The 11730-nt window shown below is 46.7% G+C and carries 12 protein-coding genes, 1 rRNA gene and 1 riboswitch; of the genes, 9 read left to right on the top strand and 4 right to left on the bottom strand.

Annotated features, from left to right (window positions below; genetic code table 11):
• A 16S ribosomal RNA gene (locus R7E38_RS02110) occupies window positions 1–67 on the bottom strand; the annotation flags it as partial.
• A gap of 468 nt (window positions 68–535) precedes the next feature.
• On the bottom strand, window positions 536–1060 hold the full coding sequence (locus tag R7E38_RS02105; protein ID WP_053304014.1) for a DUF3087 domain-containing protein: 525 nt from the start codon (window positions 1058–1060) through the stop codon (window positions 536–538).
• Between the two features lie 160 nt (window positions 1061–1220).
• Here R7E38_RS02105 and trmY point away from each other — a divergent pair, with 160 nt between their 5' ends.
• The gene (gene trmY / locus R7E38_RS02100; protein ID WP_318081666.1) at window positions 1221–1820 is read left to right on the top strand and encodes a tRNA (pseudouridine(54)-N(1))-methyltransferase TrmY; all 600 of its coding nucleotides are present in this window, start codon (window positions 1221–1223) and stop codon (window positions 1818–1820) included.
• A gap of 77 nt (window positions 1821–1897) precedes the next feature.
• Here the strand turns inward: trmY and R7E38_RS02095 are convergent, their stop codons facing one another.
• Both R7E38_RS02095 and R7E38_RS02090 read right to left on the bottom strand, forming a co-directional pair.
• Window positions 1898–3241 carry a TldD/PmbA family protein gene (locus R7E38_RS02095; RefSeq protein ID WP_171305911.1) on the bottom strand — a complete coding sequence of 448 codons (1344 nt, stop codon included), beginning with the start codon at window positions 3239–3241 and terminating at the stop codon, window positions 1898–1900.
• The gene (locus R7E38_RS02090) at window positions 3241–4626 is read right to left on the bottom strand and encodes a TldD/PmbA family protein (protein ID WP_318081664.1); all 1386 of its coding nucleotides are present in this window, start codon (window positions 4624–4626) and stop codon (window positions 3241–3243) included. The genes R7E38_RS02095 and R7E38_RS02090 overlap by 1 nt, the downstream gene beginning before the upstream one ends.
• A 311-nt stretch (window positions 4627–4937) precedes the next feature.
• Window positions 4938–5045: riboswitch (TPP riboswitch) on the top strand.
• Between the two features lie 97 nt (window positions 5046–5142).
• Here R7E38_RS02090 and thiD point away from each other — a divergent pair.
• The 8 genes from thiD (at window position 5143) to R7E38_RS02050 (ending at window position 11678) form a co-directional block, all read left to right on the top strand.
• Window positions 5143–6000, top strand: a complete 858-nt coding sequence (thiD, locus tag R7E38_RS02085) for a bifunctional hydroxymethylpyrimidine kinase/phosphomethylpyrimidine kinase (protein WP_104980323.1) — start codon at window positions 5143–5145, stop codon at window positions 5998–6000.
• On the top strand, window positions 5990–6745 hold the full coding sequence (locus R7E38_RS02080; RefSeq protein ID WP_017634350.1) for an ABC transporter ATP-binding protein: 756 nt from the start codon (window positions 5990–5992) through the stop codon (window positions 6743–6745). The genes thiD and R7E38_RS02080 overlap by 11 nt, the downstream gene beginning before the upstream one ends.
• Entirely contained in the window at window positions 6738–7538 is an 801-nt protein-coding gene (locus tag R7E38_RS02075; protein WP_005374292.1) for an ABC transporter permease, read from the top strand. Before R7E38_RS02080 ends, R7E38_RS02075 begins: the two co-directional genes overlap by 8 nt.
• Before the next feature lie 47 nt (window positions 7539–7585).
• Entirely contained in the window at window positions 7586–8536 is a 951-nt protein-coding gene (locus R7E38_RS02070; RefSeq protein WP_005374293.1) for an ABC transporter substrate-binding protein, read from the top strand.
• 54 nt (window positions 8537–8590) lie between these two features.
• The gene (tenA, locus tag R7E38_RS02065; protein WP_053304011.1) at window positions 8591–9259 is read left to right on the top strand and encodes a thiaminase II; all 669 of its coding nucleotides are present in this window, start codon (window positions 8591–8593) and stop codon (window positions 9257–9259) included.
• A 12-nt stretch (window positions 9260–9271) separates the two neighbouring features.
• Window positions 9272–10063, top strand: coding sequence for a hydroxyethylthiazole kinase (gene thiM / locus R7E38_RS02060; RefSeq protein WP_226084104.1), 792 nt, complete (start codon window positions 9272–9274; stop codon window positions 10061–10063).
• Between the two features lie 64 nt (window positions 10064–10127).
• Window positions 10128–10742, top strand: a complete 615-nt coding sequence (gene thiE, locus R7E38_RS02055; protein WP_017634354.1) for a thiamine phosphate synthase — start codon at window positions 10128–10130, stop codon at window positions 10740–10742.
• A gap of 210 nt (window positions 10743–10952) precedes the next feature.
• Window positions 10953–11678 (top strand): phosphatase PAP2 family protein, encoded by a 726-nt coding sequence (locus tag R7E38_RS02050; protein ID WP_318081661.1) that lies wholly within the window; start codon window positions 10953–10955, stop codon window positions 11676–11678.
• The last annotated feature ends 52 nt before the right edge of the window (window positions 11679–11730 follow it).

Below are 11730 nucleotides of genomic sequence, written 5' to 3'. Positions count from 1 at the left end.
GCTCGACTTGCATGTGTTAGGCCTGCCGCCAGCGTTCAATCTGAGCCATGATCAAACTCTTCAATTTAAGATTTTGTCGGCTCAATGAATACTGAACATTACATAAAGTAATGTTTGAATTGACTGTGCTGAATCCTAAGATTCAATGGTCACTTCGTATCATTGAAACCTAATTTGATACCGAGGTATCTAATTGGATCATCATCAACGAGTGCCCACACAGATTGATAGGTCTATATTGTTAAAGAGCTTGCTTCGTAAGCTTTGCTACCGAAGCGGAGGCGTATTCTAAGGAATTAATTTTCAGTGTCAAACACTTTTTCAAATTAATTTTTAGAAGCTTTTCTTTCGCCTCATTGCCAACTGCTTTTGCGTTTCCGCTTTGCCCTGACAACGGAGGCGCATTATAGGGAGATGATTTTTCTTGGCAACCCTTTTTTAGAAAAAAACTTTAAAAAAAACGTCGAGTGATGAAATCTCACTCAAACGCTTATTTTTAACACTTAGTTGTTAACTTAACGTAGCAAATAGGCAATCAATATGTGTCAATCCAAGACTCTTCAAAGCTTGTGATATCAAGATCCAGTGACTTCGCCGCTTCGATTTGCTCAATTGCCTCTAATTCTTTATTTACACTGCTCATCGTTAATGTGTTGTTGTCTAACTCAAACACCTGACTTTGAGTCGTATAGTAGAACTTAAGTATCGTCAGCGCTTTTACATCGTGCTCAGCAGAAGCGGCTTTAATGCTTTTCAGTTTGCGAAAGATCTTGTTCTGCAACTGCTTGAGTTTCCAGACATACAACACTTCTTCCATATAAGGGCGTGTTTTGAATTGGTTCAGCAAAGACAGTGAAGTAGCTAAGGCAAGCACAACACCAATTAAGTTCCAATGAAAGTTCCCCGTCGACTGTTCAGGTACTACATCTGTATTACCGAACAAAACAATCAACAAGGTACTAAAGGCAAGAGAGGAGATGGCGAGCAACGCAACAAAACCGCCAATCACAAGGTTTACTTTCTTTTTATAAATGTCTTTATTTATCTGTTTGATTTCCATATACCGCTCCTAACAGGGTTGCCTCCTATTCTAACCAGCACACCCAGCTCCACAATCGAAGCTTTGTAAGTAAGTTCACATTTGCTATTAAACTCGCATCCCTTCCCTGCTTGGGTATATACTTCCGCGCATTCACTCTTCCTATATAGAGGCTAAATTCATGCGCTCTTTTGTTTTACGAGCTCGCGCGGCGCCAACCACCAGCAAAGCACTGTTAGAAGGTGTTGGTAATGAAGCGCATACAGAGATTCTTGCTCATACCATGATGAACACTATGTTCGTTGCTCAATCACACCGTGAAGATGTGGTTGTTCACTTGGTTTTAGAAAGCACAAAAGACTTCTCACGCACCATTACTATTCGCTCCAACGACATCATCAACATTGGTGGCTTCCATGAGTCAACCTTGATTGCAGCAGTGGCTCGCGCTTTGGATGCTTCGGTTGGTATGGGTAAAGAGCAACTTCGTGAAGTCGAACCTGGTATCACCGTTCGTACTGTCAGCTTTGAACGCCTAGTACAAGAGCTGGCAGAAGATCACCAACTATATATGTTGGATAAAAAAGGCGAATTTGTTCGTGATGCAGAAATCGGTGGAAACCCATGTTTCTTGCTAACTGACCATATACCGATGCCGAAAAAGTCTTTTAACAGCTTGAAGCGCCTTGGCACAGAGAAAATCAGCTTAGGTCCTAAGATGCTTTTCGCTTCTCAGTGTGTGGTATTGATCCACAATGAGTTGGACATTCGCGAATTTTAATTCTCGCGAGTTAATTACTCGATAAAAGAAAGAGGACTCCATTGAGTCCTCTTTTTGTTTCTATAGGAATGCTACGTTTACTTACCACCAATGCTCAAGCGTGCAAAGCGAACGTCTGGCGAGAAGAAAGTGCGGCTATCGTTAATTAACTGAGTATCACCCACTGCCTCAACTTCTTGCAGCATCTTGTAGAAGTTACCCGCTACTGTAATACCACGTACTGGTTGAATGCGCTCACCATCACGGCACAAGAAGCCACTCGCACCAAACGAGAAATCACCACTTACTGCATCCGCACCAGAATGGACACCTTGGAGTTCGACTAACTCTAGGTACTCACCCGCTTTTACTTCTGACGCACTGCTGTTACCTGTCGCAATCACTTTGTGATTCGCTGATACGTCTAGGCTCGATTTTGCACCGCGAGCGGCACTTGCTGTCGAGACTGCGCCCAAGTAACTTGCAGTCTGGCTGTTGTGTAACAAGGTTTTCAACTCACCATTAGCAATCATCACATTGTCTTGAGTAGCAAAGCCTTCACTATCAAAACTTGCGATTGCCATACCATTTGGCATGTAAGCCGTATCAGTAAAGGTAATTAAATCACTCGCAACACGTTGACCAAGCTTGTCACCCAGTGGCGTAATGCCTTTCATCGCGCTTACGCCAGAGAAAGCACTGCCGAAAGCACCGAATAAACTTGCCAGCGCATTGATGTGGAAAATAGCGGGGTAGTTACCCGTCGCAACCGGAGCACCTTCCAGAAGATCGCGAGCAAGGTTGTAGCCACCCTCGATACAGTAAGCTGGATTCAACTCATCAAAACGGCGACCCAGTGACATTCTACCCGCCATTGACTGTTTGCCGTCTTTTTCAAACAAGGTATACGCGTAACAAGTGAACGATCGCTCGAAATGTTGACATAACGTACCTTGAGTATTGGCAATGATCAGTTGTGTTTCGCCATCGCTGTAACCATTGTAAGGTGCGCTAGAGGCGTGAGGCAGAGCCACTACGCCTTGCTCAAGTGCGAGAGAAAGTTCGATTTTTTCGTCAACAGAAGTTGTATCTTCTTGCGCAATCTCAGCAACATCAGTCGCGATTTGGCTGTTCACGCAACTAATAGTCTGATGTTCATCTTGCTTGGAAAAGCGAGCGCTTTGCAGTGCGTTGGTCAGCATCAAGTCTAAGCTTGGTTGCTCTAACGACTCAGAGTAGCTTGTCGCAACGCGCGCATCTTTCACAACACGAACACCCAGAACTTGGCTTGAACTTACTTTGTACTCATCCAGCTTTCCTTGGTTCGCTTTCAAAGAAAAGCTACTGTTGCGGTTTACAATGACGTCCGCTTCTGCGCCTTGGCGTTTTGCTTCTGATAGGACGTAATCAACCGCATTAAGAAGTTGTTGTTCTTGGCTCATTAGTTACCGCCTCCTACCAGAATGTTATCGACTTTCAGCGTTGGCTGACCAACTGTTGTTGGCACTGAACCACTTACGGAACCACACATGCCCGGCGCAAGCGCCATGTCTTTGCCGACCATGCTGATTTCTTTTAACACTTTTGGACCCGTGCTGATAAGCGTTGCTGTTTTCAGAGGCTTGGTGATTTTGCCATTTTCAATGAGATAAGCTTCACGAACAGCAAAGTTAAACTCACCCGTACCCGGTTGAACCGAGCCGCCGCCCATCTTCTTCGCATAGATACCACGTTCAATGCCTGCAAGCATGTCATTAAGTGAATGCTCGCCCTCTTCGATAAAGGTGTTACGCATGCGCGAGGTTGGTGCGAACTTGTAGTTTTGACGACGACCAGAACCCGTAGGCTCATAACCTGTCTTCATGCCACCCATTTTATCGACCATGAAGCTGGTTAGCTTACCGTCTTTGATCAGTTGAGTGCGCTGAGTCTTCATACCTTCATCATCAATGTGAATCGAGCCCCATTCGTTGGTCATGGTGCCATCATCGACTGCATTCACTGCGGTGTGAGCAACCATTTCACCCATCTTGTCGTGGAAGACTGATGCTTTCTTCGCAACTGAAGTGGTTTCTAGCAAGTGACCACATGCTTCATGGAAGATAACGCCGCCAAAGCCGTTACCAATCACCACCGGCATTTCACCCGATGGACAAGCATCCGCGCCAAGTTTTACTAACGCTTGCTGCGCGATAGTTTGACCTAGCTCTTTGGCATCAAGCTGTTCACTGAATTCCCAACCAGCAAGAGCGCCAGGACCTTCCATACCAGAAGACTGCTCATTACCTTTTTGCGCGACAGTGTTACCAGCAACACGAATGTAGTGGCGAGTATCGTCAACGTGTAGACCTTCTGAGTTGAAGATAGACACTTGTTGCTCGCGCTGAAGAACGCTGCCAATAAACTGGTTGATATGTTCACTCTCAGCACGTGCGGCTTGGTCAACTTTCAATAGAAACGCGATTTTTGAATCTAGGTTAGCATCCTTGCTTAGCGGCATGCGGCAACCATATTGGATTGGGTAGCGGTTCAAATTCAAAGAACCCGCTGACGCGATTTGCTCACGCTTGTCTTTTGCAGCAAGCAGCGAGGTTACGCGCTTTAGTTCGGCTTCATCTGTGCTGTTGGTGTAACCGTAAAGCACCTTATGACCGAAAAAAAGACGAATACCGATACCAAAATCGATACCCGAGTTAACCTTATCCACTTCACCAGATGCGATCTGGACAGTGTTGGTTTGGTGATGTTCAACGAATAGTTCAGCGAAATCAGCCCCCAAAAAGAGCGCATGATCGATCACTGACTTCGCTGTTACAGAATTAAGCATGAAGTCTCCTTGCTCGATGATCGTCTTAGCCTTCCTAATTAACTGTGAAAAAGTTCAACAAAGTTAAATTGGCAACACGTTAAATTTTAACAGTTTTTTAACCTTGTTTTGTGCTAATCCTTGCTTAACGAGACCACGATTATTTATTAAATATTCCAGGTTCTGCTCATTCACCAGAGCGTTGCACTAGTAAATTCCACACAGCAAACCATTTAGGTGCTTACTTTATCACTCACCTCGCATAATTGAATACTCATTATAATTACGCTCAAAAAACGTATCCCTTCCGCAATGGTCCTGCTATCATCCGAACGAAATAGTCGGGGGGCCACACGACAAGTGTTGGCTGAGATCGAAATTCGAGACCCGTTGAACCTGATTCAGTTAGCACTGACGTAGGGAACTATGCACACTTTGCCTTTCGTCGCCCCTCTTAGGTAAGCGATAGCGATCGAAAAATCGATCTATCTGCAACGGTCAAAGTCAGTTCCTATACGTCTTGTAGTAGGAGCGACCATGACGCAGCAATCACAACCTCATTCACATCACACGCCAGCCTTGCCTACCCCTATCGTATTGACCATCGCGGGCTCAGACAGTGGCGGCGGCGCAGGCATTCAAGCCGACATCAAAGCGATGTCCGCAACCGGCAGTTTTGCTTGCTCGGTAATCACGGCGATTACTTCGCAAAATACCCAAGGCGTTTCTGCGATTTTCCCCATTCCTCTCGACCATGTAGAGAGCCAACTTGATGCAGTATTTACCGACCTCAACATCGTTGCAGTCAAAGTGGGCATGCTGGCCGATTCCAACATCATCAAAGTCGTTGCTGACAAAATTAAACAATACCAGCCAAAACACCTCGTGATTGACCCTGTAATGGTGGCCACTAGCGGCGATCTATTATTGGAACAGTCGGCAATCAGCACTTTAAAAGAAGAATTGATTCCGCTCGCAGACATCATTACCCCTAACCTACCAGAAGGCGCAGCCTTGACGGGTAAGCCAGTGCCTCAATCAGAATCTGAAATGAACGATATGATTACCGACCTTCGTGCGCTTGGCGCCAAAGCTATTCTGCTCAAAGGCGGTCACCTTGAAGAAAATGAAAACAGCAACGATCTGCTTATCATGCAAGACAGTGCCGAGTTAATTAGCGCCAAGCGATTTCCAACCAAAAACACCCATGGCACAGGCTGCACGCTGTCTTCTGCCATCGCATCTTATCTTGGACAAGGCAACAATCTGCACAAAGCGGTGCACCTTGGTAAGCAGTACATCAGCCAAGCTATCGCGCACGCTGATGAATTGGATGTCGGTAAAGGTCACGGCCCTGTGAACCACTTTTTTGCGGGTCATACTTATGTTCGCTAACGCGATTGGCATTCAGCTTTCCGATGCTAGTCTGCGATACAAAGACAGCCAAACACCAACGCTAGCAGGGTTGAGTATGACTATTCCTGCTAATCAATGGACAGTGTTACTTGGTCGCAGTGGCTGCGGAAAAACGACGATCCTTCGTTATCTAGCGGGTTTGTTAGACGACAAAGTCGAATGGCATGGCGAGTTAACGACCACGGATGGCATCACCTTACACAAGCGTATTGCCTACATGGCGCAGCAAGACTTGTTGCTGCCGTGGTTGAATGTGTTAGACAACGTCTGCCTCAGTTCTCGATTTTCTCAAGAGCAAGCACCAGAACAAAATAAACAACGTGCACTGACTTTACTCAGCCAAGTGGGACTCGCCGATTACCCGGATGCTAAGCCAGCTCAGCTCTCTGGCGGCATGAGACAACGTGTTGCCCTTGCTCGCACTCTGATGCAAGACAAGCCTCTGGTTCTGATGGATGAGCCTTTCTCTGCGTTGGACGCGGTTACTCGCCATAAGTTGCAAACCTTGTCTGCCGAGTTACTGAAAGATAAAACCGTTGTTCTTATTACCCACGACCCACAAGAAGCGGTGCGATTAGCTCACCAACTCTATGTACTGCAAGGCACGCCTGCGCAAGCTCAGCACTTGGTTGTTCCGGATTCCAAGCCACCACGAGTTCTCGATGGAGAGTGCGCCGCGCTTCAACAAGCGATTTTGGATCAATTGGAGAAAGACTATGAGTGATATGACTCAGTACAACTCCGTTTCGGCACGTATTAGTAAAAAAGAACGCGTGACCCATCCGGCTCTCCGTTTGGTCATCAGCACGGCGGTGATCTTGGGATTGTGGCAGTTGGTCGTGGTGATATTCGATATGCCAAGCTTCATCTTACCTTCACCAATTGAAGTGCTGGATAGATTGGTCACTCGTTACGATGTCCTGCTCAAACATACTTGGGTTACTGCGCAAGAGATCTTACTTGGTTTGGCGCTTGGATTATCGATGGGTTTGCTGTTCGCATTGCAAATGCTGATGTTCGAGCCGCTGAAGCGTTGGTTACTGCCTATTCTGATTGCTAGCCAAGCGATCCCTGTGTTCGCCATCGCGCCAGTACTCATGCTTTGGCTGGGTTACGGCATTGCATCGAAAGTCGTCATGGCGGCGATCATCATCTTTTTCCCCGTCACCACATGTTGCTACGACGGCTTACGTAATACACCAACAGGTTACCTCGACCTTGCCAAGACCATGGGCGCGTCTAAATGGCAGTTACTTCGTCATATTCAATTGCCAGCCGCCCTACCAACTTTAGCCTCAGGCATTCGTGTTGCCGTCGTTATTGCGCCGATTGGAGCAGTGGTCGGTGAGTGGGTAGGTTCAAGTGAAGGCTTGGGTTATCTGATGCTCCAAGCTAATGCTCGCATGATCATTGATGAGATGTTTGCGGCGCTGTTTATCCTAGCCGTGCTGTCTATCTCACTCTACTTCATCACCGATAAATTATTGAAAAAAGCCATCCCTTGGGAAAGCAAATAATTACAGAAAATAACCAAAGAAAATTGGGAAAGAAAAGGAAGAACCCCGTGAATAAAAACAAACTTATGAGCGCTGCTGCTCTACTCGCTTCAGTGGTATCAACCAATGTGCTTGCAGCAGAAAAAGAGATGACACTGATGTTGGATTGGTTCGTCAACCCAAATCATGGTCCTATCGTGATTGCCAAAGAGCGTGGTTACTTCAAAGAACAAGGTTTGAAGGTCAACATTCAAGAGCCGGCAGATCCAAGCACGCCACCTAAGTTGGTCGCGGCGGGTAAAGTCGACATGGCGATTTCTTACCAACCAAGCCTAACTATCGATGTCGCGGCGGGTTTGCCACTAATCCGCTCTGCGACTTTGATTGCTACGCCACTCAACACGTTGATGGTGCTGGATAACGGTAAGAATGAAAACCTTGGCGACTTGAAAGGCAAGAAGATCGGTATTGCGATCGCAGGCAACGAAGAAGCGACAATCGGCACCATGCTAGCGCAAGAAAACGTGAAGTTTTCTGACGTACAAATCATCAACGTAGGTTGGGCGCTGTCTTCGTCTCTTGCGTCTGGCAAGGTGGATGCGATTTGGGGCGGTCTACGTAACTTCGAAACCAACCAACTGGCACTAGAAGGTTATAAAGCTAAGGCCTTCTTCCCTGAAGAACACGGCGTGCCAGCGTATGACGAGTTAGTCTTCGTAGCCAATGCAAAAAACTACGACAAAGAAGCCATCAAGGCATTCAACAAAGCACTAGAGCAAGCGACCACTTACATCGTTAACCATCCAAAAGAGTCGTGGAAAGAGTTCGTGGCTTATTCACCAGACACGCTCAACAACGAGCTTAACCAACGCGCTTGGAACGACACGCTAACTCGTTTCGCTCTTCGTCCATCCGCAGTAGATCTGAAACGCTACGATGATTATGCGCAGTTCATGTATTCACAAAACATCATCGAAACACTGCCAAAAGCGAAAGATTACGTACCGAGCTTTGACTAATTCTACTGACCTTAGGATCTAAGCCTAGGGTCTTTTGATAACGAGATACTCATAATGAAATACCAAGATTTGATCGACGCTTGCCGCCAAGATTGGCAAGAATACACTGAGCATGCTTTCGTGCAGCAATTGGCGCAAGGCACTCTGGCTCAGCCTTGTTTTCTGCATTACCTAAAGCAGGATTTTCTTTTCCTAAAGCAGTACGCACGAGCTTACGCATTAGCGATCTACAAAGCACGTACTTTGGATGACATGCGCCGTGCCCTACCAAGCGTACACGCATTGCTCGATTCTGAAATCGCCCACCACGTGACTTACTGTGAGCAATGGGGACTGACAGAATCCGACTTAGAAAACGAGCCAGAAGATTTCGGCACTGTGGCTTACACCCGTTACGTATTAGATGCTGGCATGACGGGCGATCTTGTTGATCTATACGCGGCACTAGCACCATGCTCTATCGGTTATGCCGTAATCGGTAAGATGCTGATTGAAGACGAAAGCACTGTGCTCGAAGGTAACCCATACGCAAGTTGGATCAACCTCTACGGTGGTGAGGAATTCCAATCTGGTGTCGCAAAAGGTGCAGAGCACTTTAATCAGTTATTGGCGGAAATCGATATCAATAGCCAGCGTGGTCAAAACCTGATTCAGGTATTCAAAACTGCAACGCGTATGGAAGTGGCATTCTGGCAACAAGGCCTGAACGCTCAGCAAGATTAATCGGAGAGTCTCATGTTAATTGAACAAATCACCCAAGCATTAACCGCAGTACGCCAGCAAAAACCATTAGTCGTCAACATCACTAACTACGTGGTGATGAACAACACAGCAAACGCGCTATTGGCTATCGGCGCTTCTCCAATCATGGCGCACTCCAAGCAGGAAATGGCAGAGATGATGTCGTTCGCTGGCGCACTGGTTATCAACATCGGTACCCTAGATAGCGTTTGGACACCGCGCATGAGCTATGCCGTAGAGCAAACCAATGCCAATGGTAAAATCGTTGTACTCGACCCTGTCGGTTGCGGAGCAAGCTCACTACGTACAGAGACATCACGTGAGATCGCACGCCTTGCAGACAAGTTGATCATTCGTGGTAACGCTTCAGAAATCATTGCTCTTGCCGGCGAGCAAGCACAAAGCAAAGGCGTCGATGCATTAGACAGCAGCGATGCAGCACTTGGCGCAGCGAACTTCTTAGTCGCAGAGTATGGTGCAAGTGTGGTGATTTCTGGCGAGACTGATTACATCGTCACGAAAGAGCAGAATGTGCAGCTGAACAATGGTCACGAGATGATGCCATACGTAACCGGAATGGGCTGTACACTAACGGCACTGACGGGTGCTTTTGCTGCAGTTGGTGATAACACCGGACTTGCTGCTGCGGCGGTACTAGGCGTTGTTGGCGAGATTGCAGCGGAACAAGCTCGCGGCCCAGGTAGCCTGCAAATGAACCTGTTGGATGAGCTTTACCAGCTAGATGAAGAGACACTGGCAAAGCGCCTAAAACTGCAAGTGAGCTAAGCTTTTCTCTCTTTTAACACTAGCCTCTCAATCCTCTTTCAATGAGAGGCTTAAAGGAAACCCAATGAACGCCTATCGTTTATATTTGGTCACCGATGACCAACAAGATTTAGCCACACTAAAGCGTGTTGTGAGAAAAGCCGTGGAAGGTGGCGTGACCATGGTACAAGTCCGCGAAAAACACGGCGATGTGCGTGCGTTTATCGAACGTGCTCAAGCCGTGAAAGACATCCTTAAAGATACCAATGTGCCTTTGATCATCAATGACCGCGTTGATGTTGCACTGGCAGTTGATGCCGATGGGGTTCACCTCGGGCAATCAGACATGCCCGCAACTATCGCTCGTGAGTTGATTGGACCAAACAAAATCCTCGGCTTATCCATCGAAAATGAAGAGCAGCTTGCAGAAGCGGACTCTCTTCCGATTGATTACATCGGCTTGAGCGCAATCTTCGCGACGCCGACCAAAACCAACACCAAGAAGTTCTGGGGTATTGATGGCTTGAAGATGGCGTTAGAGACGACTTCACTGCCGATTGTTGCCATTGGCGGCATTAACGAAAGTAACATTCCGCAACTCAGCGCCACTGGTGTTCATGGCTTAGCTTTGGTTTCAGCGATTTTCCACGCAGAAGATCCAAAAGCCGCATCGGAATATTTATTAGGGTTGATGAGCTAACCTTGCTCACGCCTGAACAAAGCGCTTATGGATGAGCGCGTTTGCCTTTCAGTACTTTCAACAACCTCTCCTTTCACAACGAAGAGCTGCAATGTCACTTTCACGCTCGAATTGACAGAGCGTTGATAAGTTTTTCACGCCAGATAACGTAAGATAAGCCCCTTATTTTCACGTGGTTGAATAACCCTCAATAAAAACAAAACGCTCTCAATGAAAACCAAAAAATATGGATTGATGATGCTCGCCTTGTTTGTTCTTGGCATCATCCCAATGTCGCTGTTTGGCTCTTATCACAATCTCACTTCACAGGTGCCGGAAAGTCTGGGGATTACTTTTACTTTGCTCACAGATTCTGCTGGTAGCAAAGGCTTTTTAATTACGTTAACACTGCTACTGCTTTCTTTATTTCGCTTTAAACCAAGTCGCATTGAGTGGATACAAAAACTCTCAATGTTAGGGTTGTTACTGGTGATTGGTTTTGCCAGCAAAACGGGGCTAAAACTGATGACAGAAAGCCCGCGTCCCTACACGGAATTGCTCGCAGCAGAACAATTGATTGAGCACCCAGACGCGTTTTATCAGTTGGATACAAAGCAGCAAGCCAACGTAATTAACCAGATTTCTGAACACGTCAGTGATTGGCGAACGCGCCATTGGCAAGGCGAGAAAGACTATTCTTTCCCATCCGGCCATACGATTTTCGTTTCGATTTGTTTGGCTTTCTTTGGCGGGTTGTTCTTACAGAACAAGTGCTATATCTCTGCACTGTCATTATGGATATGGGGAATGAGCGTCGCATATAGCCGCTTATGGCTGGGGATGCATCGCCCTGAAGATTTAATAGGCTCAGTCTTGTTTGTCGCGATTGTATTTACTTTACTCCCGACATTTCAAATTAAGAAACAGATGCCATTTGTTTCTCTCGCTTCGCGCTAATGTGAACGATTACTAGATAAAAAAGAAGCCAGCGATTCGCTGGCTTCTTGCT

This window comes from Vibrio sp. Vb2131 (assembly GCF_033338535.1).
Lineage (GTDB): Bacteria > Pseudomonadota > Gammaproteobacteria > Enterobacterales > Vibrionaceae > Vibrio > Vibrio alginolyticus.
This window is presented reverse-complemented; position numbering and strand designations above follow the sequence as displayed.

Excerpts from the sequence above, each read along its gene's own strand:
- thiD (WP_104980323.1), top strand. The coding sequence starts at position 5,143 with ATGACGCAGCAATCACAACCTCATTCACATCACACGCCAGCCTTGCCT.
- R7E38_RS02090 (WP_318081664.1), bottom strand. The coding sequence starts at position 4,626 with ATGCTTAATTCTGTAACAGCGAAGTCAGTGATCGATCATGCGCTCTTT.
- R7E38_RS02080 (WP_017634350.1), top strand. The coding sequence starts at position 5,990 with ATGTTCGCTAACGCGATTGGCATTCAGCTTTCCGATGCTAGTCTGCGA.
- R7E38_RS02050 (WP_318081661.1), top strand. The coding sequence starts at position 10,953 with ATGAAAACCAAAAAATATGGATTGATGATGCTCGCCTTGTTTGTTCTT.
- tenA (WP_053304011.1), top strand. The coding sequence starts at position 8,591 with ATGAAATACCAAGATTTGATCGACGCTTGCCGCCAAGATTGGCAAGAA.
- thiE (WP_017634354.1), top strand. The coding sequence starts at position 10,128 with ATGAACGCCTATCGTTTATATTTGGTCACCGATGACCAACAAGATTTA.
- R7E38_RS02075 (WP_005374292.1), top strand. The coding sequence starts at position 6,738 with ATGAGTGATATGACTCAGTACAACTCCGTTTCGGCACGTATTAGTAAA.
- trmY (WP_318081666.1), top strand. The coding sequence starts at position 1,221 with ATGCGCTCTTTTGTTTTACGAGCTCGCGCGGCGCCAACCACCAGCAAA.
- R7E38_RS02105 (WP_053304014.1), bottom strand. The coding sequence starts at position 1,060 with ATGGAAATCAAACAGATAAATAAAGACATTTATAAAAAGAAAGTAAAC.
- thiM (WP_226084104.1), top strand. The coding sequence starts at position 9,272 with ATGTTAATTGAACAAATCACCCAAGCATTAACCGCAGTACGCCAGCAA.
- R7E38_RS02095 (WP_171305911.1), bottom strand. The coding sequence starts at position 3,241 with ATGAGCCAAGAACAACAACTTCTTAATGCGGTTGATTACGTCCTATCA.